This window comes from Kribbella sp. NPDC026611, assembly GCF_040638345.1.
Taxonomy (GTDB): Bacteria; Actinomycetota; Actinomycetes; order Propionibacteriales; family Kribbellaceae; genus Kribbella.
In genome coordinates, this window is the sequence record NZ_JBEZYC010000006.1 from 25,730 (window position 1) to 48,984 (window position 23,255).

The 23,255-nt window shown below is 68.9% G+C and carries 25 protein-coding genes; 15 read left to right on the forward strand and 10 right to left on the reverse strand.

Annotation, left to right across the window (positions count from 1 at the left end):
* Positions 1-12 precede the first annotated feature (12 nt).
* Both AB0E69_RS24310 and AB0E69_RS24315 read right to left on the reverse strand, forming a co-directional pair.
* Complete coding sequence (locus tag AB0E69_RS24310; RefSeq protein ID WP_360150168.1) at positions 13-666, reverse strand: response regulator transcription factor; 654 nt, start codon at positions 664-666, stop codon at positions 13-15.
* A complete protein-coding gene (locus AB0E69_RS24315) occupies positions 663-1,805 on the reverse strand; it encodes a histidine kinase (RefSeq protein WP_360150171.1) in 1,143 nt (380 codons plus the stop codon). The genes AB0E69_RS24310 and AB0E69_RS24315 overlap by 4 nt, the downstream gene beginning before the upstream one ends.
* 154 nt (positions 1,806-1,959) lie before the next feature.
* On the opposite strand from AB0E69_RS24315, the gene AB0E69_RS24320 reads away from it, so the two are divergent.
* Both AB0E69_RS24320 and AB0E69_RS24325 read left to right on the forward strand, forming a co-directional pair.
* Complete coding sequence (locus AB0E69_RS24320; protein WP_360150174.1) at positions 1,960-4,026, forward strand: MMPL family transporter; 2,067 nt, start codon at positions 1,960-1,962, stop codon at positions 4,024-4,026.
* A gap of 158 nt (positions 4,027-4,184) precedes the next feature.
* Positions 4,185-5,336 carry a phosphotransferase gene (locus AB0E69_RS24325; protein ID WP_360150177.1) on the forward strand — a complete coding sequence of 384 codons (1,152 nt, stop codon included), beginning with the start codon at positions 4,185-4,187 and terminating at the stop codon, positions 5,334-5,336.
* Here the strand turns inward: AB0E69_RS24325 and AB0E69_RS24330 are convergent.
* Entirely contained in the window at positions 5,333-6,190 is an 858-nt protein-coding gene (locus tag AB0E69_RS24330) for a LysR family transcriptional regulator (protein ID WP_360150180.1), read from the reverse strand. The two genes, AB0E69_RS24325 and AB0E69_RS24330, sit on opposite strands and share 4 nt — an antisense overlap.
* 75 nt (positions 6,191-6,265) lie before the next feature.
* Between AB0E69_RS24330 and AB0E69_RS24335 the strand changes: the two genes are divergently transcribed.
* A complete protein-coding gene (locus AB0E69_RS24335) occupies positions 6,266-7,000 on the forward strand; it encodes a hypothetical protein (protein WP_360150183.1) in 735 nt (244 codons plus the stop codon).
* Here the strand turns inward: AB0E69_RS24335 and AB0E69_RS24340 are convergent.
* Positions 6,955-7,956, reverse strand: coding sequence for a Gfo/Idh/MocA family oxidoreductase (locus tag AB0E69_RS24340; protein WP_360150186.1), 1,002 nt, complete (start codon positions 7,954-7,956; stop codon positions 6,955-6,957). The genes AB0E69_RS24335 and AB0E69_RS24340 overlap by 46 nt on opposite strands.
* Positions 7,957-8,203: 247 nt before the next feature.
* On the opposite strand from AB0E69_RS24340, the gene AB0E69_RS24345 reads away from it, so the two are divergent.
* On the forward strand, positions 8,204-8,947 hold the full coding sequence (locus tag AB0E69_RS24345; protein ID WP_360150189.1) for a GntR family transcriptional regulator: 744 nt from the start codon (positions 8,204-8,206) through the stop codon (positions 8,945-8,947).
* 10 nt (positions 8,948-8,957) lie between these two features.
* On the opposite strand, the gene AB0E69_RS24350 is transcribed toward AB0E69_RS24345, so the two are convergent.
* Positions 8,958-9,650: a hypothetical protein gene (locus AB0E69_RS24350; protein WP_360150192.1), complete on the reverse strand. Its 693-nt coding sequence runs from the start codon at positions 9,648-9,650 to the stop codon at positions 8,958-8,960.
* Positions 9,651-9,665: 15 nt separating this feature from the next.
* The gene (locus AB0E69_RS24355; RefSeq protein ID WP_360150195.1) at positions 9,666-10,172 is read right to left on the reverse strand and encodes a SigE family RNA polymerase sigma factor; all 507 of its coding nucleotides are present in this window, start codon (positions 10,170-10,172) and stop codon (positions 9,666-9,668) included.
* Between the two features lie 177 nt (positions 10,173-10,349).
* On the opposite strand from AB0E69_RS24355, the gene AB0E69_RS24360 reads away from it, so the two are divergent.
* From AB0E69_RS24360 to AB0E69_RS24390, 7 genes are read left to right on the forward strand one after another with little or no spacing between them, the layout of a single operon-like run.
* On the forward strand, positions 10,350-11,627 hold the full coding sequence (locus AB0E69_RS24360; protein ID WP_360150198.1) for an ATPase, T2SS/T4P/T4SS family: 1,278 nt from the start codon (positions 10,350-10,352) through the stop codon (positions 11,625-11,627).
* Entirely contained in the window at positions 11,627-12,487 is an 861-nt protein-coding gene (locus AB0E69_RS24365; protein ID WP_360150201.1) for a type II secretion system F family protein, read from the forward strand. Before AB0E69_RS24360 ends, AB0E69_RS24365 begins: the two co-directional genes overlap by 1 nt.
* Positions 12,484-13,422, forward strand: a complete 939-nt coding sequence (locus tag AB0E69_RS24370; protein WP_360150204.1) for a type II secretion system F family protein — start codon at positions 12,484-12,486, stop codon at positions 13,420-13,422. Before AB0E69_RS24365 ends, AB0E69_RS24370 begins: the two co-directional genes overlap by 4 nt.
* Before the next feature lie 17 nt (positions 13,423-13,439).
* Positions 13,440-13,637: a hypothetical protein gene (locus tag AB0E69_RS24375; protein ID WP_360150207.1), complete on the forward strand. Its 198-nt coding sequence runs from the start codon at positions 13,440-13,442 to the stop codon at positions 13,635-13,637.
* 3 nt (positions 13,638-13,640) lie between these two features.
* Positions 13,641-14,024 carry a TadE family protein gene (locus tag AB0E69_RS24380; RefSeq protein ID WP_360150210.1) on the forward strand — a complete coding sequence of 128 codons (384 nt, stop codon included), beginning with the start codon at positions 13,641-13,643 and terminating at the stop codon, positions 14,022-14,024.
* Complete coding sequence (locus AB0E69_RS24385; RefSeq protein WP_360150213.1) at positions 14,021-14,470, forward strand: hypothetical protein; 450 nt, start codon at positions 14,021-14,023, stop codon at positions 14,468-14,470. The genes AB0E69_RS24380 and AB0E69_RS24385 overlap by 4 nt, the downstream gene beginning before the upstream one ends.
* On the forward strand, positions 14,467-14,892 hold the full coding sequence (locus AB0E69_RS24390; RefSeq protein ID WP_360150216.1) for a Tad domain-containing protein: 426 nt from the start codon (positions 14,467-14,469) through the stop codon (positions 14,890-14,892). Before AB0E69_RS24385 ends, AB0E69_RS24390 begins: the two co-directional genes overlap by 4 nt.
* Before the next feature lie 40 nt (positions 14,893-14,932).
* On the opposite strand, the gene AB0E69_RS24395 is transcribed toward AB0E69_RS24390, so the two are convergent.
* Complete coding sequence (locus tag AB0E69_RS24395) at positions 14,933-15,733, reverse strand: NAD(P)H-binding protein (RefSeq protein WP_360150219.1); 801 nt, start codon at positions 15,731-15,733, stop codon at positions 14,933-14,935.
* Positions 15,734-15,802: 69 nt separating this feature from the next.
* On the opposite strand from AB0E69_RS24395, the gene AB0E69_RS24400 reads away from it, so the two are divergent.
* The 3 genes from AB0E69_RS24400 to AB0E69_RS24410 are packed head-to-tail and all read left to right on the forward strand — an operon-like array spanning position 15,803 to position 18,303.
* Positions 15,803-16,414: a helix-turn-helix domain-containing protein gene (locus AB0E69_RS24400; RefSeq protein WP_360150222.1), complete on the forward strand. Its 612-nt coding sequence runs from the start codon at positions 15,803-15,805 to the stop codon at positions 16,412-16,414.
* Positions 16,415-16,430: 16 nt separating this feature from the next.
* Positions 16,431-17,552 (forward strand): peptide chain release factor 2, encoded by a 1,122-nt coding sequence (gene prfB / locus AB0E69_RS24405; RefSeq protein ID WP_360150225.1) that lies wholly within the window; start codon positions 16,431-16,433, stop codon positions 17,550-17,552.
* Complete coding sequence (locus tag AB0E69_RS24410) at positions 17,536-18,303, forward strand: pentapeptide repeat-containing protein (RefSeq protein WP_360150228.1); 768 nt, start codon at positions 17,536-17,538, stop codon at positions 18,301-18,303. The genes prfB and AB0E69_RS24410 overlap by 17 nt, the downstream gene beginning before the upstream one ends.
* Here AB0E69_RS24410 and AB0E69_RS24415 read toward each other — a convergent pair.
* Together AB0E69_RS24415 and AB0E69_RS24420 are read right to left on the reverse strand one after the other, a co-directional pair.
* Positions 18,292-18,981, reverse strand: a complete 690-nt coding sequence (locus AB0E69_RS24415) for a polysaccharide lyase family 8 super-sandwich domain-containing protein (RefSeq protein ID WP_360150231.1) — start codon at positions 18,979-18,981, stop codon at positions 18,292-18,294. The genes AB0E69_RS24410 and AB0E69_RS24415 overlap by 12 nt on opposite strands.
* Positions 18,902-20,623, reverse strand: a complete 1,722-nt coding sequence (locus AB0E69_RS24420; protein ID WP_360150234.1) for a polysaccharide lyase 8 family protein — start codon at positions 20,621-20,623, stop codon at positions 18,902-18,904. The genes AB0E69_RS24415 and AB0E69_RS24420 overlap by 80 nt, the downstream gene beginning before the upstream one ends.
* Positions 20,624-20,749: 126 nt before the next feature.
* Between AB0E69_RS24420 and AB0E69_RS24425 the strand changes: the two genes are divergently transcribed.
* Complete coding sequence (locus tag AB0E69_RS24425) at positions 20,750-21,754, forward strand: LacI family DNA-binding transcriptional regulator (protein WP_360150237.1); 1,005 nt, start codon at positions 20,750-20,752, stop codon at positions 21,752-21,754.
* Here the strand turns inward: AB0E69_RS24425 and AB0E69_RS24430 are convergent.
* Complete coding sequence (locus AB0E69_RS24430; protein WP_360150240.1) at positions 21,751-23,181, reverse strand: MFS transporter; 1,431 nt, start codon at positions 23,179-23,181, stop codon at positions 21,751-21,753. The genes AB0E69_RS24425 and AB0E69_RS24430 overlap by 4 nt on opposite strands.
* Between the last annotated feature and the right edge of the window lie 74 nt (positions 23,182-23,255).

A 23,255-nucleotide genomic window follows, 5' to 3' on the forward strand; every position in this document is an offset into this window, starting at 1 on the left:
GACCCGCCGCGCCTACTTCACGCGGCGAGTCTCGTACGCCCACATGGCGATCTCGACCCGGTTCCGGGCGCCGATCTTCCCCATCACCGCAGTGATGTGGGTCTTCACGGTGCTGAGGCTGATGTGGAGATCGCCGGCGATCTCGGCGTTCGTCCGGCCGCCGGCCACCGCGGTCAGTACCTGCTCCTCGCGGCTGGTGAGCGGATCGATCGGCTGAACCGGCGCCCGGTCGCTGGGCAGATCGGAGAAGGCCGCGAGCAGCCGTGCGGTGATTCGCGGCGCGATCAGCGCATCACCGTTGGCCGCGGCGTGGATCGCCTGCACCAGCAGCTCGGGTCCCGCGTCCTTGAGCAGGAATCCGCGGGCGCCTGCCTTCAGCGCGCCGTACACGTACTCGTCCAGGTCGAAGGTGGTGATCACCACCACCGCCATCGGGTCGTCGACACCGGGACCGGCGAGCGCGCGGGTCGCCTCGATCCCGTCCATCCCGGGCATCCTGATGTCGAACAGGCACACGTCAGGCCGAAGCCGGCGGGCGAGCTCCAGCGCCTCCCGTCCGTCGGCCGCAGTACCGGCCACCTCGATCCCCGGCTGCGCGCCGAGAATCATCGCCAACCCGGTGCGGACGAGGTCCTGATCATCGGCGATGAGGACCCGGATCGTCATCGGCCGCCTGCCTTTCGCGGCAGGATCACGTCGACGGTCCACCCCTGGTCGAGACCCGGCCCAGCGACGAGCGAGCCGCCGAGCAGGGTCGCCCGCTCGGTCATCCCGACCAGGCCGTATCCAGGCGCGTTCCTGGGCAGCGCACTCGCTTCCCCGTCGTCGCGCACGGTCAGCCGTACGGCGTCCCCGTCCGCCGACACTCGTACGTCGATCCGCGTCGCCTGCCGCGCATGCCGTACGGCGTTCGTGATCGACTCCTGCGTGATCCGGTAGATCGCCCCGCCGAGCGCCGGTCCGAGATCGTCGAGGTCACCCGACAGGTCTACGTTGACCCGCGGATCGCCGCTGCGAGCGAGCCGCTCCAGGTCGGCCACCCCCGGCTGCGGGACCAGCGCCGCGGCCGTGTCGTCACGCAGTACGCCGACCATCGTCCGCATCTCGGCGAGCGTCCGGGTTCCCTCCGCCTCGATCACGACCAGCGCGTCGAGTGCGGCCTCGGGGCTGGCGGCCGCGACGGCGCGGCCTGCCTGCGCGCGGATGACGATGGCCGAGACGTGGTGCGCGACCGTGTCGTGCAGCTCGCGGGCCAGTTGCTCGCGCTCCCGGAGCCGGACCTGGTCCAGCTCGCGGGTCCGGGCGGTCGACCGGTAGCGGATCGCGGCTCCGAGGGTGGCCGGGGAGAGCAAGAACATGCTGCCGGCGACGGCTTCGCCGTACCCAGGGAAGTCGCTGACGAGTCCCAGGATCAACGCGACGAGGATGATCACCAGGCCGATGCCGATCTCGCGGCCGGATCCCCAGCGCACGAGGGAGTACGGCAGCAGGACCACGCAGATCATCGAGCTCAGCCCGAAGGATCCGGCACCGGTGATCAGGGCCGCGATGTTGATCGCGATCAGGACGCCGAACACCCCCGCGACCACAGCCAGTGGATGGGTACGCCGCCACGGCAGCGCGCAGACGACGGCCACCGCAAGCACGATCGCCAGGGGTTTCCAGACCAGGTTGGTGCGGAACACGGCCTCGGCGGCGATCGCCGCCAGCAGCCCCGCGACCAGGACCCAGTCGCGCCACACCCGCCGCGGCGGATGGGGCACACGCGGCTCGGCGAGGAGCGAGCGAACGTCGGTTCTGACCATGCCCACAGCGTAGGGACTCCGACAGCTCGGCGGATCGGCTCAAAGTACGGGACGCGGTTCGGACCATCGGCCAGGAAAAGACCGCCTGATCGACCGAGGTGAGGGCCGACCCCTCGCCAGCACGATGAAGCAACTCGTGCTGAAGGAGATTGTGATGAGGTCGAACCTGTACAAACTGGGCCGGTACGCTGCACGCCGGCCGTGGGTGGTCATCGGGGCATGGCTGGTGCTGGCGGCGATAGTGGTCGCCGCGTCCGGTGCGTTTGGCAAGAAGCTCGAAGAGTCGTTCGGGGCACCGGGCGTCGATTCGCAGTACGCAACCGACCTGCTGTCGGCCGCCGGGGCCGACCAGGCCGGGCTGACCGCAGAGGTCGTTGTGACCCCGCGGGACCACAATGCGCCGCTGACCGTGCCGGCCATGGAGCAGGTGCGGTCGGTGGCCGCTGCACTGCCGCATGTGCTCGGAGTGAGTCATCCGGTCTTCTCGGCCGACGGCCGCGTCGGTCTGATCCGGCTGCAGTACCCGGTGCTCGACAAACTCGATCCGAGCGATCTGGACGCGGTGAAGACGCTGGCGACGCTTGACTCGCCCCTGCGGATCGAGCTCGGCGGCGACTTGTTCTACGCGTTCGAGCAAGGCCAGACCGGCGTCGGTGAGCTGGTCGGTCTGCTCGTGGCCGTGGTCGTACTGCTACTCGCCTTCGGCTCTGTCATCGCCATGGGTCTTCCGATCGGGATGGCGCTGCTCGGCCTCGCGCTGAGTGTCAGTTCGCTGTCGCTGGTGACCTACCTGGTCGAGCTGCCGACCTGGGCGCCGGTGCTCGGCAGCATGGTCGGTCTCGGGGTTGGCATCGACTACGCACTGATCGTCGTCACCCGGCACCGCGAGTTCCTCGCCAGTGGGATGAGCGTCGAGGAGTCGGTCGGCCAGGCTGTGGCTACCGCAGGTCGGGCTGTCTTGTTCGCCGGCGGCACGGTGGTGGTCGCGATTCTCGGGCTGGCTGTGGCCGGCGTGCCGTTCATGACCGCTGGTGGCATCGCCATCTCGTTGATCGTGCTGGTCATGGTGCTCGCCTCGCTGACGCTACTGCCGGCCTTCCTAGGCCTTGCCGGTCCGTGGATCAACCGCCTCCGGGTACGGCGCATGCCCGCTGCCGCCGGTCTGGGCTGGCAGCGCTGGGCCCGGCACGTCTCGAGGCACGCGGCCGCGTACGCCGTCGCCGCTACGGTCCTGCTGCTGGCGCTCGCAGCGCCAGTGTTCGCGCTGAGGGTCGGTACGCCGGACGCGGGCACGCTTCCAGCGCAGCGGACCGAGCGCCGCGCGTACGACCTGGTCGCCGCTGGATTCGGCGCTGGTAGCAACGGTCCGCTGGTGGTTGCGGTCGACATCTCGAAGGATCGCGGAGTCGTGCAGCCGCTGTTCGATGCGGTGACTGCCGATCCGGGGATCGCGTCGGTCGCGCCTCCTGAGGTCAACACGGCCGCGGGCGTGGCGACGCTGATCGCCGTACCGACGACGGGCCCGCAGGACGACGCCACGATGACCACAGTGAAGCGGCTCCGCTCCGAGGTATTTCCCGCAGTACTGCGCAACAGTCCGGCCAAGGCCCACGTCGGCGGTCAGACGGCGACGCTGGCCGACGTCGGCGCGAAGGTCAACGACCGGCTGCTCTGGTTCATCGGCGCGGTGATCCTGCTGTCGGTCCTGCTGCTGGCGATCGTCTTCCGGTCGGTCGTCGTACCGCTCAAGGCCGCGCTGATGAACCTGCTCAGTATCGGCGCCTCGTTCGGCGTCATGGTGATGGTCTTCGAGTGGGGCTGGGGCGGGCGTCTGATCGGCCTCGAGTCGACCATCCCGGTGCAGCCCTTCATCCCGATGTTCATGTTCGCCGTGGTCTTCGGGCTGTCGATGGACTACGAGGTCTTCCTGCTCACCCGGGTGCGTGAGGAGTACCTGCGAACCGGCGACACCACCACGTCGGTGGTCCACGGCCTGGCCGGCACCGGCCGCGTCATCACCTCCGCGGCGCTGATCATGATCGCGGTCTTCGTGAGCTTCGGCCTCGGCGACGACCCAACCACGAAGATGTTCGGCCTCGGCCTAGCCGTCGCCGTACTCATCGACGCGACCATCGTCCGCCTGATCCTCGTCCCAGCCCTGATGAAACTCCTCGGCCGAGCCAACTGGTGGTTCCCCCGCCGCCTGAGCCCGCAACGGTAGGGGCTTGTGCCCGCAGGCGCCGCTTGGGTACCTTCAAGGGGCGCGTGAGGGCGCACCGAGACTCGCCGAAAGGCTGGAAGCCACCTCAATTCCTTTGCTGAGTGCGGTTGTCGACGCTCTCTTGATGCCCGTGCGAGTCCGGGCGCGAGAGGAGCGTTGTGAAGCTGCTGCCAGATCGACCGAGTATCGAGTTCCTGCGCAAAGAGGCCAAGGATCTGTTGGGCGCGCTGCGAGAAGCCGCGCCGGAGGCGTCGCTGGCGGATGCGCAGCGGGCACTGGCCGGGGAGTACGGGCTGCGGGACTGGCCCGCGTTGAAGGCTGAGGTCGAGCGCCGGCTCGCAGTGTTGCCCACGGCACCTAGTGGGCTCGCTGTCGAGCTGGCGCGGGCGTTCGGGCTGGGACAGGTGACTGGGCCGGCACGCGCGGTTTCGTTCACCGCGATGGGTCGGTGCTGGGAGCTCAGCACCGATCGCGGACGCTGGCTTGCGGTCACGGTGTTCGACTGGATCACGGAAGAGCAGGCGGCGCTGGGCGGGCGCCTGCGGGACGCAGCTGTTGGCGCGGGCATCGTGGCTCCGGTCGCTCACAAGAGCCCTGCAGGGCGGGTGATCGAGACCGTGCGGGGTGAGAACTGGCGGGTGAACGAGTGGCTCGAGGTCGGGCCGACGCCGGCGTTGCCGGTGTCCGCCGCGCTGGCGAGGCGGCTCGGGTCGATCTACGGGACGCTGCACTCGTTGGAGCTTCCGAGTGAGACGCCGATGAACCCGTACCACGTTTGGCGACGGGAGGAATCCGGGTGGTACCAGCTACGGGACCGGGCACGAGCTGCCGGGAAGCCGTGGGCTGGGCGTCTCGACGAGGTGCTGCCGCTGTGGTTCGACCTGCAGACGATCGAGACCGATGTCGACGCTGCGGCGCTGATGCTCTGCAACAGCAATATCAACCCGACGCACGTGCGACAGGGGCGGGACGGCGAGCTGGTCCTGATGGAGTGGGACTTCGCGGGGTCGATGACGCCGGAGCTCGAGCTCGGGTCGGCGTTGACGCAGTGGGTGATGCGGCCGGCGGTCAACCCGCGGGCGATCGTGGCGTTCCGGGACGGGTACGGCGCGGTCCGGGAGTGGCCGAAGCTCCGGCTGGAGTCCTTCGGCGTGGCGATCACCGGGTGGCTGAACTGGGCGCACAACTCGATCTGCGAGGCGATCAGCCCGGAGGACGCCGATCATGCGGAGTTCGCGGAGCGGGAGGCCGTCGGGGTGCTCGAGCGACCGATGACCCGGGCTGGGCTGGAGCAGGTGCTCGACGTCTAGGTGAGTGCGGCGGTCAGGGCGGCGGCAGCCGCGTCGGGTAGGGCGCCGTGGAGGAGCTCTGTGCGGTGTACGAGGCGTGGCGTGGTCACGGGGATGGTGGCCACGCCGCGTGTCGTGACTGATGCCGGGAGTACGGCGAGGCCGTGGCCGGCGGCGATCAGGGTGAGCAGGGTGTGGAGGTCTGTGCCGGTGTAGGTGAAGGCGCAGCGGAACGCGTCCGAGTCGGTGGCGGCGCGGAGGGTGGTCAGCGGGGCGGCGACGTCCGGTGCGTCGATCCAGCGGGCGTCTGCAAGGTCGTGCAGAGACAGTCCAGTCCTGCTGGCCAGCGGATGGTTGTTGGGCAGGGCTACGGCTAGCGGTTGGTGGGTCAGCGCGGTGGTGCGGAGAGGGACGGCGAGGTTGAGCGGGTCGCTGGGTGCGGCCACGCCGTCGACCAGTCCCAAGGAGAAGGAGCCGTCCGCTACGCCGGCCACCACTGCGTCGCGGGGGCAGACGGTCAGGTGGACGTCGGTTCCGGGGTGGAGCCGCCTCACAACAGCTAACGCTTTCGCTACGTCGCTGAGGGGAGTGATGGCCACGATGAGGGTGGTGGGGAGCGTGGCTGCGAGGCGTTGGAGGTCGGCTCGGGCTGTTGAGATGCGGAGGAGGATGGGAGCGGCGTGTTCCAGCAGGCGCCTGCCGGCGGGAGTGGGAGTTACTGGGCGGCGGTGGAGGAGTTGGGTGCCTAGGTCTGCTTCCAGGGCGGCTATGTGTTGAGAGACGGCTGACTGGGTGTAGCCGAGGTGGGTGGCGGCGGCCGAGAAGGAGGCATGTTCGGCGACGGTGACAAAGGTGCGGAGCAGATGGGGATCCACGGGATCAGTGTTGCTTATGGACCATGCAGAGATCATCGTTGGCGCTGATCACAGCCTGTCCCCGACGATGATGGCATGACGGCTTACATTGCGCTGGTAGGGGATCGATCCCCGCACGTGAGGTCGCACAACCGGGTCCCTGGTCTGCTGGAGAGGATGCGGGAACGCGACCAGCTCGACCTCGACGTGTACTGGGTGGCGACCAATGAGGTCGACGATGCGCTGAAGAGCTTCGACGGCATCTGGGTCCTGCCCGGCAGCCCGTACCGCAGCGAGTCCGGCGCCATCGCAGCCATCCAGACGGCCCGCGAGCACCAGATCCCGTTCCTCGGCACCTGCGGCGGCTTCCAGCACGCGATGCTCGAGTTCGCGCGGAACAAGGCCGGCGCACTCCAGGTCCAGCACGGCGAGACCACACCGGACGCCGACGACCTCCTGATCGTCCCGCTCGCCTGCTCGCTCGACGGGCACGAGGGCGCGATCAACGTCGTACCCGACACGCGAGCAGCCCAGCTGCTGGGCGCAGAGCGTTCAATGGAGCGCTACCACTGCAGCTACGGCCTCGACAGCTCACGTCTGGAGCTGCTGACCGAGCACGGCATGGTGTTCAGCGGGTATGACGACGACAACGACGCGCGGATCGCCGAACTACCAGACCACCCGTTCTACCTCGCCAGCCTGTTCCAGCCGGAGCTGTCCGGCGATGGCACGCGCCCACACCCGTTCGTCCAGGCGTTCGCGCGCGCCGCCGCCGACCACAGCTGTCAGATCGTCGAGGTTGGCCGGACTGACATCCCAGCGGCCAGGTAGCACGCGTCGATCAGTTCCATCGTCGCTACCGCGTCGTCGGCATCTGTCAGCACCGGAGCGCCGTTGCGCACCGCACCGGCGAACGCGTCCAGTTGGTACGCGTACGACGTCCGCGTGCCCAGGTGTTCGACCCAGGTGTCTTCCTTGGTTGTGACCCGCACTCTGTCGTCCTGGTGCGGCAGCACGAAGAAGGGGGCGAACGCCTCGCCTCGGCTGCCGACCACCTTCAGGCTGAACTCGAACTCCTCCGAGCCCATGCTGGTCCGCACGGTGCCGGTGACGCCATCAGGGAACTCCAGAGTCGCGTTGAGCCACTCGTCCACACCAGGCATGCGCTTCCGCTCGCCGGCGCGGGCGCTGACTACCTTCGGCGCGCCACCGGCGTACTGCGCGAACATGCGCTGTGCATGCAGCGCGTAGCAGCCCACGTCCATCACCGCACCGCCGGCGAGCGACAGGGACCAGCGCGGGTCGTTGTCGGGCGGCGGGCCCATCACCATCGTCGCCTCGACGTGCTGCAGGTCGCCGAGCTCACCCTTGGCGACCAGCTCCAGCATCCGCCGCATCACCGGGTGGTACGGGTAGTGGAACGCCTCCATGAACACCAGCCCGGACTCCCGCACGGCGTCCCGGACCTGCACCGCCTCGGCAGCGTTCGCGGCCGAGGGCTTCTCGCTCAGCACGTGTTTGCCCGCGGCAAGGGCGCGCAGGTTCCACGGAGCGTGCAGCCCGTTCGGCAGCGGGTTGTAGACGGCCTCGATCTCCGGGTCGTCCAGCACGTCCTGGTACGACGCGTGCACGCGCTCGACGCCGTGCTCTGCGGCGAAGGCCTCGGCGCGGCCGGCGTCCCGCGCGGCGACCGCGACCAGCCGGGCGCCGGTCAGCTTGGCCGGCGCGACCAGGGCCCGGTCCGAGATCCGGGCGGCACCGAGAATCCCGATCCGCAGCGGTTCCATGCCATCTCCTTCGGTCGGCCGTAAAACAGGGGAACGCGCCATCCTGCCTGACGATCGGCCCATCGGGACACCGCTTGCCCGTGATCCGGACCGGGTTCACCGAACGTTCACGCGTTCCTGACGGCAATCTGACGGCATCCTGACACCGCAGCAGGTTGATCGATCCAACTGCGGTCAGTAACACAGGGATCTGATCAAATCGGGTTCCCGGGTCGACTGGAACAGGCCGAGGCTTCAGGATGTCCGCATGAGTACCGTCCAGGTCCGGGTCGATCGGAACAGCCGTACGCCGTTGCACGTGCAGTTGGCGCAGCAGCTCGAAGCGGCGATCCAGGGCGGTGAACTGCCGGTCGGCTCGCGGCTGAGCAACGAGGTGGACCTGGCCGAGGCGTACGGGCTGAGCCGGCCGACGGTCCGGCAGGCGATCGCCCGCCTGGTCGACCAGGGCCTGCTGGTCCGCAAGCGCGGCGTCGGCACCCAGGTCGTGGGCAACTCCGGCCAGGTACGGCGCTCCCTCGAGCTCACCAGCCTGTACGACGACCTCGCCGCGGCGCATCGCAAGCCGGAGACCGACGTACTGCGCTTCGGTATCTCGCCCGCGACCGCAGAGGTCGCCACTGCACTCCAGTGCGAGCTAGGCGATCGGGTACTGCGTCTGGAGCGCCTACGCCGGGCGGATGGCGAACCGCTGGCGATCATGCGCAACTGGCTACCGCCAGAGCTCCTGGAGACGGACCCAGCCACCCTGGCCGAACGTGGTCTCTACCAACTGCTCCGGGCCGAGGGCGTGCGCCTCAAGGTTGCGCACCAAACCATCTCCGCCATCCCAGCGTCACCAGAGCACGCACGTCTGCTCGCCGAGGAGCCAGGTGCGCCCCTCCTTGCCACCAACCGCATCACGTACGACGACCACGGACAGCCGGTCGAGTACGGCTCACACCTCTACCGCGCCAGCCGCTACGCCTTCGAGCACACCCTCGTGCACCGCTAAGCAGGCACCGCTAATCAGGCGGGTACACCCACAGCTTGCTGCGGGCGATCTGCGTCAGCTGGGCGACCGACAAGATCGGCTGCGGCCGCGTGTGCTCGACACCGTCGTCCTTCGGTGCGTTGTAGTTGCTGATACTGATCTGCCGGCCGTCCGGGTAGAACAGCTCGACGGTTGCGACGCGGACGCCGTACGGGTGCTTCTCGTAGGGGAACACTGGCAGGTTGTAGGCGACGTACACCGTGCCGTCCGGCTCGACTTTGCAGGTGCCCGGAGGCGATCCGTTGCAACTGGTGTTGGGCTCCACGGTCATCAGGCTGAGCGTGAGCATCGTCGCACCGCGGCCGTCGTGGAGCATGGCCGTCAGGATCCCGTCGGTCGTAGTGCCGCCGGACACGTGCACACCCGCAGGCAAGAGCTCTGCGAGGGTCGCCAGGGGCCCACGCGGACGTGGGTGGACTGGAGCAGTAGTGCGCGTGGAGGCCGGTGCCACGTCGCCGCTCGCGGTGTGCTGGAGCAGCTGAGTGCCACCCGCAACAACCGCCAGTACGGCGAATGCGCCGGACAGGCCTGCCAGCACCGCCCGGCGGCGGCGCAGGACCTTGCCGCGCCGAATGCCTCGGGCGACGAGCTCCAACGTGGGTGCGTCGACGTCGGCGGCAGCCTGGCGCATCCGGTCGGCGAGGGTGTCATGTAGGTCAGTCATCGGAGTGCTCCCGGATCAGAGGGCGGCCAAGTGGACGGCTTCGTCGCCCAGCACCGCGCGGAGGCGGTCCAGGGCTCGTGACGTCCGCGTTCTGATCGCACCGGCGTTCTTGCCCAGGTCACGGGCGACCTGGTCCGGACTGCGGTCCTCGAAGTACCGCAGCACCAGCACGGCTCGGTCGAGCGGCGCCAGCTCGGCCAGCGCCTGCATCAGGGACAGACGGAGCTCGTGGTCGTCCGGTCGGTACTCACGCTCCGGAGTCGAGGCCACTGGACGCTCGGTGGAGCTCTTCCGGCGCCGCTGGGAGATGTAGGTGCGAGCCAGCACGGTCTGTGCGTAGGCGGCCGGGTTCTCGGTCTGTTCGACCCGCCGCCAGGCCCGGTACAGCTTGGCCAGCGTTTCCTGGACCAGGTCCTCGGCCAGGTGGTGCTCACCGGCCAGCAGCCAGGCAGTGCGGTACAGCTGCGGTGTTCGCGCCTTCGCGAACTCTTCGAAGTCCAGCGTCGCCCGTGTCAAAGCCACCCTCCCGAACCGTGACCGATGCAGCTCCATCCGGTTCGACGCCGTGAGCGGCGAAGTTGTTACACCTCGGTTGTCCACAGGCGGCCGGAGTCGGGTGGCGCCGATGCCCGGCGGTTGAAAGGATGGTCGCGCATGGTGACCAGACGGTCGCCGGACGCGACACCCACGGGGAGATCGATGACAGCCGACAGACTCGACGCGCGACGGTCGGGCTGGGACGGCGCGGTCGAGCTGATCGACGCACAGGTGCGTGACGTGGTCCGGCGCGAGGGCATCGACCCGCTCCGCGATCCCGGTGCGGTGGACGCGATCGTCGCGCTGGTCGTGAAGGAATACGACGAGCGCAGCCTGACGGGAGTGGTGCCGCCGATCGGCGACCTGGCGGCGGTCAGCCGGGAGGTGCACGACCGGGTCGCGGGCTTCGGGCCCCTGCAGCGGTACCTCGACGACCCGGCGGTCGAGGAGATCTGGATCAACGAACCGAGCCGGGTGTTCATCGCCCGCGAGGGCCGGCACGAGCTGACCACGACCGTGCTGACCGAGGAGGAGGTCAGCGACCTGGTCGAGCGGATGCTCAAGACCACCGGCCGCCGGATCGACGTGTCCCAGCCGTTCACCGACGCGCGTCTGCCGGACGGCAGCCGGGTGCACATCGTGCTCGGCGGCATCACCCAGCGGTACGCCGCGATCAACATCCGGAAGTTCACCGTCCGGGCGACCCGGCTGAGCGACCTGGTCCAGCTCGGGTCACTGACGCCGCACGCGGCCGCGGTACTCGAGGCGTCCGTTGCCGTCGGCCTCAATGTATTGGTCTCCGGCGGCACGCAGGCCGGCAAGACCACGATGCTGAACGCGCTGGCCGGTTCGATCCCGGGCAGCGAGCGGGTGATCAGCTGCGAGGAAGTCTTCGAGATCAAGCTGCCGATCCCCGACTGGGTGTCGATGCAGACCCGGCAGGCCGGGCTCGAGGGCACTGGCGAGGTCCGGCTGCGCGACCTGGTGAAGGAGTCGCTGCGGATGCGGCCGTCCCGGCTGATCGTCGGCGAGGTTCGCGGCGAGGAGTGCCTGGATCTCCTGCTGGCGTTGAACAGTGGCTTGCCCGGCATGTGCACGATCCATGCCAACTCGGCGCGCGAGGCGCTGACCAAGATGTGCACGCTGCCGTTGCTGGCCGGTGAGAACATCGGCTCCCGGTTCGTGCTGCCGACCGTGGCGGGCTGCGTCGACATCGTCGTTCACCTGGGGATCGCGGCGGACGGACACCGGCGGGTGCGGGAGATCGTGGCGGTCACCGGGCGGGTCGAGGAGCAGGCGATGGAGACCGAGACGCTGTTCGGGACCGTCGACGGATATCTCCGCAGGGCCGAAGGGCATCTGCCGCACCCGGAGCGTTTCCAGCAAGCTGGGTACAACGTGGCCGGCCTGCTCACCGAGTTGCCGAGGGGGCCGGGCTGATGGGTCTCCTGCTCGGGCTGTTCTTCGGGATCGGGCTGCTGCTGATCATCGCGACGTTCGTCGCACCGGCCGACGCTGAGGCCGTCAAAGAGAGTCGCCTGCGCGCGAAGAGCCGGGAGTTGCTCGCGAGCGCAGGCATCGAAGGGATCACGCCGGGTGCGTTCATCGGCGCCTGCGTGATCACCGGTCTGGCCGGGTTCCTGCTCATGTTCCTGGTCTCCAAGGCGTGGCCGGTCGGCATCGTCTTCGGGCTGATGGCGGGCTGGATGCCGATCGCGTTGGTGCGCAGCAGGGCCCGGAAGCGGTTGGCGGAGTTCCGCGAGCTGTGGCCGGACGTAGTGGACAACATCGCCTCCGCGGTGCGTGCGGGTCTTTCGCTGTCCGAGGCGTTGGCGCAGGTGGGCGAGCGGGGGCCGGCTTCGCTACGGGAGCCGTTCCGCCGGTTCGGCGCGGACTACGCGTCCACTGGACGGTTCGCCGAGTCGCTCGATCGCCTGAAGGCTCGCCTCGCGGATCCGGTCGGCGACCGGGTGGTCGAGGCGCTGCGGATCGCGCGTGAGGTCGGCGGTGGCGACCTCGGCCGGTTGCTGCGTTCGTTGTCGAGCTTCCTGCGCGACGACGCGCGGACACGGTCCGAGCTCGAGTCCCGGCAGTCCTGGTCGGTGAACGGTGCTCGCGTCGCGGTCGCGGCGCCGTGGCTCGTCCTGGCGTTGTTGTCGTTCCAGGGCGATGTGATCCAGCGCTACAACTCGCCGCTGGGTGCCTTGATCATCGGCGTGGGCGCGTTGGTCTGTGTCGTCGCGTACCGGGTGATGTTGCGGATCGGCCGGTTGCCCGAGCCCGAGCGGGTGCTGCGATGAGCCCAGTGCTGATCGGTGCCTTCGTCGGCGCGCTGTTCGGCGCAGGCCTGCTGCTCGTCGTACTGCGGTTGCCGTTCCTGCGGAAGCCGACGATGGACGAGCGGATTTCGCCGTACCTGCGCGATCTCGGGGTGCCGGACGTGTTCGTCGGCGTGGTGGACTCGCGGTCGCCGTTCGCCGCGATCCTGCGGCTGTTTGGTCCGTCGCTGCGGTCGGCCGCGCAACGGCTGGAGCGGATCCTCGGTGGCGCGAACAGCATCCGCCGGCGGTTGCTGCGAGCCGGTCTGGAGCGGACGGTCGAGGAGTTCCGGATCGAGCAGCTGTTGTGGGGGACTCTGGCGTTCGGTGCCGGTCTCGTGGTGTCGGTGGTCGTCCTGACGTTCGGCGCCGGCGACCCGATCGGGATGCTGATGTTCTGCGCGATCTTCGGTGTGGTCGGAGTCCTTGGCCGCGACACCTACCTCACCGCGCAGGTGCAGCGTCGCGAGCGTCGGCTGCTTGCTGAGCTGCCAACGGTGGCCGAGCTGCTGGCCCTGTCGGTTGCCGCCGGTGAGGGTCCGGCTGCCGCGCTCGACCGGGTGACCAAGTCGTGCCGGGGCGAGCTGGCCGACGAGCTGAAACGGGTCCTGGCCGAGACCAGGGCGGGGGAGACACTCGTCCGCGCGCTCGACGCGCTGGCGGACCGCACGGGGTTGCTCGCGCTGTCGCGTTTCGCGGACGGTCTGGCGGTGGCGCTCGAGCGCGGCACGCCGCTGGCCGACGTACTGCGGGCGCAGGCCGGCGATATCCGTGAGGCGGGGCGGCGCGAGCTGATCGAGTCCGGCGCGCGCCGGGAAGTAGCCATGATGGTCCCGGTCATCTTCCTGGTGCTGCCGGTCACCATCGCCTTCGCCTTCTACCCGGGCGCTGTCGGAATCCGGCTGATCGCCGGATGAACTGAGGAGAGGTTCCGATGTCCTTGCTAATGACCAGAATGTTCCTGGGCGTGCTGCTGAAGCCGCGCCCGGCCGGGCGGGAGCGCGGCGACGTGCCCGGCTGGGTGCTGATCACCGTGATGACGGCCGGTCTGGTCGTCGCGATCTGGAAGCTGGCCGGCGACCAGCTCGCCGACATGCTGAAGACGGCGCTGAGCACGGTCTCGAACAAGTAGCCGATGCGGGCGCGCGTGGAGCGGGGCTCAGCGGTCGTCGACTTCGTCCTGGTGTCGACGCTCGTGGTTCCGTTGTTCCTCGGCATCCTGCAGGTCGGCCTGTTCCTGTACGTGCGGAACACCGTGACCGCCGCGGCCTCGGAGGGTGCGGCGTACGCAGCGGTGATCAACCGGACTCCGGCCGACGGCGAGGCGCGGACGCGCGAGCTGATCAGTGGGGTCGTCCGTGACCAGCTGATCGATGACGTCGCGGCGGAGGAGACCGACATCGACGGGCAGCCCGGGGTCGAGGTTGCGGTGCACGCGCACATGCCGCCGCTCGGGCTCTGGGGGCCCGGAATCTCTTTCACCGTTGAAGGACACGCGGTGAAGGAGACGGGTCAGTGAGGCGCCGGCTGGACGAGCGCGGGAGTGCGGTGGTCGAGTTCTCCTGGCTGGCGATCCTGCTGATGGTGCCGTTGGTCTACGTCATGCTCGCGGTGTTCGACGTCCAGCGAGCGTCGTACGGCGCGACCGCGGCGACCCGCGCGGCCGGGCGGGCGTTCATCATCGTGCCGGACGGGGTGTCCGAGGACGAAGCGCGGGCACGGGCATTCGCGGCCGCTCAATTGGCGATGCAAGACCAAGGCCTCCCACTCAGCCCGGGCCAGCTGAGCATCACCTGCAACCCGGCGTGCCTACAGCCCGGCTCGACCGTGACGGTCACGCTCGACACCGAAGTACGGCTGCCGCTCATCCCCGACGCGCTCGGCGGTGAGCCGCCGGCGATCCATCTCAGCGCCTCACACACCGAGTCGTACGGCGACTACCGGCAAGCCAAGGGCACCGGATGAGGAGGCTTCGGGACGAGGGCGGTCAGCTGACCGTGATGATCATCGGATTCACGTTCGTGATCGTGCTGATGATCGTCGTGGTCACCGACATCTCGAAGGTCTTCCTGGTCCGCCGCGACCTGGACGCGACCGCCGACGGCGCGGTCCTCGCCGCCGCCAACGGCCTCGCCGCCGTCTACGCCCAACCGGCCGGCGGCAACGCCGTCCTCGATCCGGACCAGGCCCGCCGACTGACCGCGGACTACCTCAACGAGGTTGCCGCCAGCAACCGTTTCGACGGCCTGAACTGGTCTGCCGACGTCGACGGTACAACGGTCACCGTCCGCCTCACCTCCACCGTCGAGCTCCCGTTCCACCCCCCTGGTTTCCAGCAATCCACCGACATCGCCGCCGAATCCGCAGCCGTCGTCCCCATCCGCTGACATCGAATGCGCCATACGAAGCCGCCGGAGATGGGCAAACCTAGGCGAACAGGTCTGGGTTGTTGGTTAGCCAGGTGGTGAAGGAGCGGGCGGTGTGGCCGGTGAGGAGTTCGACGCCGGGTTCGATTGGTTGCGGTGTGCCGACGCGGGACGCCCAGTAGGCCATCAGCGTGTCGAATTGGCCGGCGTCCCGCAGGCCCAGTTCCGATCGGGCCTGTTCGGGCGTGAGCTCGACCGCCTCGATCGGGACTCCGGTCGTCGAGGTGATGAGGCCGATCTGGTGCCGGCGCGTCATCGACTCGGGTCCGGTGAGCGGGTACGCGCGGCCGTCGTGGCCGTTGCCCGGACCGTCGAGCAGCACCCGGAGCGCGGCGTCGGCGATGTCGAGCTCGTGGATCGGCGCCTCCTCGGCGTCGAGGTACGGCAGCCGAATCTGACCGGTCTGCCGGACCTGGTACGACCAGTACTTCGCGTTGCTCATGAAGGCACCGGGCTGCAGCCGCGTAGTCGCGTACGACCCGGCGGTGACCACTCGCTCGGCCCGCGCGTGCGGATCCTCGGGACCGTCGGCGGCGGACAGCGACGACAGCATGACGACCTGCTTCACGCCAGCCGTCTCGGCGGCGGCGACAAAGGCGGGCGTCAACGAGTGGTCGGCGTACAGGAAGACCTGGCTGATGTCGCGGAGTGCAGGGCCCGGATCGGTGACGTCGTACGGCACCGCACCAGGCAAGTCCGACGGCTCGCGGCTGGCGATGCGGACGTCCTGGCCAGCGGCGATCAAGCCGGCAGTGACGGCGCGGGCGATCTTGCCGCGGCCGCCGGTGACGAGAATAGTCATTGGATGTGCTCCAAAAATGTAGTGACTACAAGATTGGAATCAGTAAAGCAGATGCCCTACGGTGTGGCAATGGAGCTCGGGCGCCGGGAGCGCAAGAAGCTGGAGACGCGGCGGCAGATCTCGGACGTCGCGACCCGGTTGTTCCTCGAGCGCGGGTTCGACACGGTCACGGTCGCGGAGGTCGCGCGGGCCGCGGATGTCGCCGTACAGACCGTGTTCAACCACTTCCCGGCCAAGGAGGACCTGTTCTTCGACGAGACGGGCTGGTGGGTCGGTCCGGCCAAGGCGATCCGTGAGGCGCCGGCCGACGCCGACCCGGTCGACGTGCTCGAAGCGCACTATCTGGCCGAGACCCGAAAGCGGTTCGCGGTCGGGCATCTGGCCACCTGGAAGCAGTTCTCCCGGACGATCGAGGGCAGCGAGGCGTTGCTGGCGCGGCGCCGGCAGACGGCTGAGCAGCTGGAGACGATGCTGACCGAGGCGCTGGACGAACGCTCGCCCGATCACCTGCGCAACCGGCTGACGGCTGCTTTGTACGCCGCGGCGCAGAAGGTGCTCGAAGCCGAGTTGATGCGCAACCTGCCCGACGACGCCTCGCCGCAGCAGCTCAGAGCGGGCCAGGACGACCTGGAGAAGGCCGTCGCCGAGGTTTTTGCCGTTCTTCGTCGAGGTCTCCGCTGAGGTACGCTGTTTCGTTGTGGCTGGACTGGATTTTGACGCGGAGCTCAAGCAGCTCGATGCGACGTTGACCTCGATCGAGAAAGTGATGGATCTCCCCGCCCTGCGCAAGGAGATCGCGGAGCTCGGTGAGGCCGTCGCTGCGCCTGACCTGTGGGACGACCAGGCGAACGCGCAGAAGGTGACGTCGCGACTTTCCAGCCTGCAGTCCGACGTCGAGCGGGTCTCCGGGCTGCGCAGCCGGATCGACGACCTCGGCGTGCTGATCGAGCTGAGCCGCGAGGAGAACGACGCGGACAGCCTGGCCGAGGCGGAGAAGGAGCTCGGCTCGCTGGCCAAGTCGATCCAGTCGCTCGAGGTCCGCACGCTGCTCTCCGGCGAGTACGACGAACGCGAGGCGCTGGTGACGATCCGCTCCGGCGCGGGTGGCGTGGACGCCGCCGACTTCGCCGAGATGCTGCAGCGGATGTACCTGCGCTGGGCCGAGCGGCACGGGTACCCGACCGAGGTCTACGACACGTCGTACGCCGAAGAGGCCGGGATCAAGTCGACCACGTTCGGGGTCAAGGCGCCGTACGCGTACGGCACGCTGAGTGTCGAGTCGGGAACGCACCGGCTGGTGCGGATCTCGCCGTTCGACAACCAGGGCCGCCGGCAGACGTCGTTCGCCGCGGTCGAGGTCGTCCCGGTGCTGGAGCAGACCGACGAGATCGACGTACCGGAAGAAGAGCTGCGGATCGACGTGTACCGGTCGTCCGGTCCGGGTGGGCAGAGCGTCAACACCACCGACTCCGCGGTCCGGATCACCCACCTCCCGACCGGCACGGTGGTCTCCTGCCAGAACGAGAAGTCCCAGCTGCAGAACAAGGCCAGCGCGATGGTCATCCTGAAGGCCAAGCTGCTCGCGCTGAAGAAGGCCGAGGAGCGGGCCCAGCTGGACGCGCTGCGCGGGGACGTCGCGGGCTCGTGGGGTGACCAGATGCGGTCGTACGTCCTGCACCCGTACCAGATGGTGAAGGACCTGCGGACGCAGTACGAGTCCGGTAACACGTCCGGAGTCTTCGACGGTGAGATCGACGAGTTCATCGAAGCCGGCATCCGCTGGCGCCGGACCGGCCAGACGGTTGCCGAGCAGAACTGAGCTGCGGGCCGACTGCGGTAGGTGCTTCGGCCTCTGCTGCGTCGCCCTGACCTTCAGCAGGTCGGCGGACTTCGCGATCGACAAGCCCGCCGGCGAGGCGTGCCCGAACCTTAGCGATGACTTCCGCTGCACGATCCACAACCGGCTGCGGTCTCAAGGCTTCCAGGGCTGCACGGTCTATGACTGCTTCGGCGCCGGGCAATCCCTGTCGGAGCGGGCAGGGAAGAGCTGGCGCGAGCAGCCGGGCGCGGAGATGTTTGCCGCCCTGCCGATCCTCCGCCAACTCCACGAACTCCTCTGGTACCTCGCCGAGGTGCTCGAGCACGACCAGAGCGACGACGTGTACGCAGCGATCGCGCGCGTCGAGAACGTGAGCCGTACGGCGGATCTGTCGGAAGTGGACGTCAACGCTGAGCGGGCCGTGGTCAACGTCCTGCTGCTGCGGACAAGCGAGAAGGTCCGCGGGACGAGCGGGAAGGACCGTCGCGGCGCCGATCTGATCGGCAAGAAGCTGAGAGACCTGCGCAAGGCGAACCTTCGTGGTGCCTACCTGATCGCGGCCGACCTGCGCGGTGCTGACCTCCGCCAGGCGGACCTGATCGGCGCCGACCTGCGCGACGCCGACTTGTGCGGTGCCGACCTCACCGGCGCGCTCTTCCTCACCCAGTCACAGGTGAACGCGGCCCGCGGCGACCGGTTCACCAAGCTCCCGGCCGCCGTGGAACGCCCCGCGCACTGGCTAGAGCTGTAGCGTCACGTACCGCGTGGCGCCGGCCGCACCGGTGACGTCGATCGTCACGTCGGCGCCCAGCAGCGTGCGGCGGACCGTGACGCCGTCATCCGCACTCGTCAGCCGCGCGCCGGGCGCCAGCAGTTGCAGGCGGAGCGAGGTCGCGAGCTGGGTCGGGTCCGAGACCCCGAGCTCCACGGTCCGGCCGTGGATTTGCCGGATCACCGAGCACGGGTTGTGCGCGACGATGCCGCCGATCTGGTCAGGCTCCCAGAAGTTCGCCAGCGTCAACCCCAGCCCGAGATGCGCCACCGCCTGCCGCTTCGCGCTGTTGCCAAGCACCAGCATGCCCGGGTCACGCGACAGGGCCTTGGTCTGAGCGGCGGTGGCACCCGGCGCCAGCAGGTAGCTGTAGGAGGCTGCTGAAGGGTCGACCCCGTGGTCCAGCCACATCGTCAGGTACCGCCGGGTGATCGCGCCGGTCGGCCCACCGGTGTTGATGTCCCGCCACGCCCCGGTCCGAGCCTCCCGCAGCAGCTTCACCTCTGCACCGCTCGGAAAGACATACCCTCCGACACCATCCAGGTGAGCCCACCGAGCATCGCTTACCGTCTCCGAGTCACCGAGTCCTGGGACCCGCGCCACGCCGTCGACCGTGAGTACATTCGTCCCACCACTGTGCAGATTCCGGTTCTCCACCCACGGTTTCGACCGGATAGCCGCTGCTCCCGGTGATCCCCGCACCAAGCGCCACGACGTACGAGTCGAAGCAGAACCACGACTTCCGCGCCCGCATCGGCGAGCTGGGCCCCTGCAGGTCCTGGCCCACCGCGGCGTACCCGTCGAGCGTGCTACCGCCCACCCAACTGCTGGTCGGCCGGGCGGCACCCCATTCACCACCCGCCTTCGGTGCGAGCGGCAACTTGTCGACGGTGATGCCCGGCAGTCGGTAGCGATCCACGGTCGGCCAGAAAACGTCGGCAAACTGCCCGTTGTCGTGGTCGTAGAGGTACGTCATCCCGGACCCGGCGTGCCACCCCTGGTCGTTCTCGCCGTTTCCGCACTCGTAGTGCGCGATCCGCCGGCTGGCCATCGAGATCGAGTACGCCCAACCGGACCGCCGATGCACCGACCGATCCATGCTCGCGAACAACGTGTGCCCGTCGACCTCGGCGAGCGGCGTCACGCCGGACAGGGACTTGATCAGCGCCACTCGCGGAATGCTTGCCCCTGACAACATGCTCCCGAACGTGTCCCGCTGCAACCAGCCCGCGACCGCGGCCCGCCAAGGTCCGGCCAGGGACGCGTCCACTCCCGCAGCGAGCCGGAGGATCGCCTCGGCAGCGGTGTAGCCGTCGTCGTGGTCGGAGCTGTTGTACCGGGACACCGCACGCCCACGGACGAAGTCCATCATCCGCAGATCGTGGACGACCGGCAGGTACGTCTTGGCGACCGAGTCGAACAGGATCTGCCGCTTCGGGTCCGTCACGGCCCACGGCGAGTCCGCCAGCAGAGCGAGGAGCTTCCCGATCCCACTGAGCAGGACGTGACCGTACGTCCCGGTGTAAGCAACCCACGTGTGCTGGATGAACGAGCCGTCGCGGTAGAACCCGTCGCCGGTGGTCACGTACTGCCAGACGTCGCTCAGCCCGTCCCGTGCATGCACGAGCTTCGCCTCGTCCTCGGTGATCAGCGAGCGCACGATGACGGCCTGGGTGAGGTCGACGCGGTTGGCTCCGGTGGATACGACCGCGCGGGCCGGCGGGAACATGTAGTACGGGTCCGGGACGAAGTGGTCGATCGCGGCGCAGTACCGCTGCCGGGCCTCGACCGGGAGTTCGTCGTACAGCAGGACCATGATGTTGGCGAGCGGGCGGGTCGCGCCGATCTCCCACGACCACCAGTTGCCGAACTCGGCCTGGGCCGGGTTGTAGATCAGCTGGTCCATCGACTCCAGTGCTGCCTGGATGTCGGCGAGCAGGCTCGCGCTGGAGTGGTACTGCGAACCCGGCGTCGCCCAGGCGGTCGCGAGCTGCTCGAGCCGGACATAGGTGTTCGCGACCGACGGATCCGCGCTGAGCGGGTAGTCGGTGAAGACCTGCCGGCGGCCGGCCGAGCGGTCCAGCTTCGCCAGGGCGGCGGTCACGCCGTTGTCGAGGCGGGTCAACGCGGCGGCGAAGTCAGGGTCGGTCGGGTCGAGTACGGCGCCACCGGTGAGGGCGGCGGCCCACTTGGCGCGCAGCGCGACGAAGTCGGCGGGAGCAGCGAAGGCTCGGTCCAGCGAGAGGGTCATAGCGGCGGCGGTAGCGGTCGAGGCGGCCAGGAACGTCCTGCGTTTCATGATGTCTCCTGCAGTGGCGGCGGAAGCACTGAGGGCTGATGACGAATGAGTCTGTGCCAAGTCATTCCCTTGGTCAACAGATTCATGCGAATGAATTTCCGGATTCATCCCGGTAGAGTCTGCGCCGTGACTGAGATCGCGCGGGGTCAGAAGGCGCGGTACCTGGCCGCCGAGCTGCGGCGCGGGATCGCGGAGCTGCGCTGGCCGGGCGGCAAGCTGCCGACCGAGCAGCAGCTCGCCACCGAGCAGGGCGTCAGCCTGAACACGGTCCGTCGCGCCGTCGACCTTCTGGTCCAGGACGGGCTCGTCTATCGCCGCCAGGGCTCCGGCATGTACATCGCGAGCCAGAAGACAGGCCCGCTGATCGGCGTCGCCGTCCCGTCGATGACGTACTACTTCCCGCGGATTATCGTCGGGATCGAACGCGCGCTGGCCGAGCAAGGCGCCCAGATGCTGCTCCGCAGCACCGAGTGGAGCCCAGCGGAGACCAGGCTGGCGATCGACGGGCTGATCAACGCTGGTGTGGCGGGGCTGATCGTCGCGCCGGACACGGCCGACTTCGAGGAGGTGGATCTCCCCGTGGTGCTCGTGGAGCGCGGCCTGGAGGACCCAGCCACCCTGCACGAGTTCGTCGGCACCAACCACGCCGCCGGCGCCCGCCTGGCGCTGACGCACCTGAGAGCCCTCGGTCACACCCGCATCGCCTACCTGGAACGCTCCAGCCCCCACACAGCGCCTCAGGTCAGCGCAGGGCTGGGTGATGTGCCGGTGCTGCGCCGCACTCTGGATCGCTGGACAGCGGCGGACGCGGAGGCGTTCCTGGCCGACGTACTGCGTGAGCGGGTCACGGCGGTAATCTGCTTCGCCGATCGCGAGGCCAACCTGTTCCTCAACGTCGCGCTGGCCCAGGGCATCGACGTACCGGGCCAGCTGTCCGTCGTCAGCTACGACGACGAGATCGCCGAGCTGTCCGACGTACCGCTGACCGCGGTGTCGCCGGTAAAGCTCGAGGTCGGCCGGCGCGCAGTCGACGTACTCCGGGCCCGTCTCGCGGACCCGGAGTCACCCCGCCGGCAGGAGTCGCTCGTACCGCGGCTGGTCGTCCGCGCATCAACCGGACCAGCAAGCTAGCGTCGGAGCAGGTTCGTCACCGGCGCCATGAGCAGGGAGATCGCAGCGATGCCCAGCGCTACTGCAGCGAGCGCACTTCCCTGTCCCCAGGACGTACCGGCCAGTGCCAGGAACGCCGTGCCGACCGTGGCCGCACCCAGGCCGATGGCCGTCTGCTGGCTGGTCAGCAGGATGCCGCTACCCAGGCCGGCTTGAGTCGGTGGCACCTGCCCGACGACAACGCCGATCAGTGGCACCATGACCAGCCCTGCGCCCACACCACCCACCAGCAGCGGCGCACCGATGGTGATCGGGTTGACGTGCGGCCACAGTGTCAGTGCGACGACACCTAGCAGGGCGTACCCGACCGCCTGCACCAGCCAGCCGCGGATGATGAGCCCAGCGCCGTACTTCTGCTGCAGCTTCGGTCCATAGATCGAGGTGATGAGGAACCCCACCGCCAACGGCAGCAGGCTCAGGCCGCCTTCCAGCGGAGACATGTGCGCTTCGCCTTGCGTAGCGAGCGCGAAGCAGAACATGAAGCCACCGAAGGTGCTGAAGAACGCCACAGCCAGCAGCAGGCCGATCCGCATCGGCTGCAGCCGCAGGACCGACGGCGGGATCAGTGGTGCATGTCCGGAGCGCTCAGCCCGGCGCTGGTGTACACCGAGCAGTGCGGTCGCCGGGATGACGGCAACCAGGCTCAGCCACGTCCAGAGCGGCCAGCCGAGTGGACGGCCCTCGGTGAGCGGCAGAAGCAGCAGCACGAGCGTCAGCGCCAGCAGGGCTGCGCCGACGAAGTCCACCCGGTGCGCCTTCTCGGCCTTGTTCTCGGGCAGGACCCGGAGCGCGACGACGAGCGCGATGATGCCGACCGGGACGAAGAACAGGAACACCGAGCGCCAGCCGAGGCCGAACAGGTTGGCCTCGATCAGCACCCCGCCGAGGATCTGGCCGAGCGCGGCGCCGACACCGTTCGCCACCCCGAACATCGCCATCCCGCGAGCGCGGTGCCGGCCGGTCAGGAGGCTGGTGATCGACGCCAGCACCTGCGGGGTGATCGCGGCTCCCGCGACGCCCTGCAGCGCCCGGGCGGCGAGCAGTACGCCGATCGTCGGCGCGATCGCGCAGATCAGCGCGGTCACGGTGAAGCCGGCGACGCCGATCAGGAACAGCCGGCGGCGGCCGAAGCTGTCGCCGAGCCGGCCGCCGACCACGAGCAGGGTGGCGACCGCGATGCCGTAGCAGCCGACGACGAGCTGGAGCTGACCGGCGTTCGCGTGCAGGTCGACAGCGATCGCCGGGAGCGAGACGTTGATCATGAAGAAGGAGATCATCGGCAGCAGCGAGCCGAAGAGAAGGGTCGTGAGGGCCACCGGTCCCAGGCCCGTCGCGGCTCGCGACGGGGCGGCGACCGGCGGGGAGATGGCTTGGGCCTGGTCTGTCATGGGACCAGCGTGTGGCCGATCCGACCCTGGTGGTGAGAGCCTGGTTATCCTATTACTGACACCACCTGGCACCC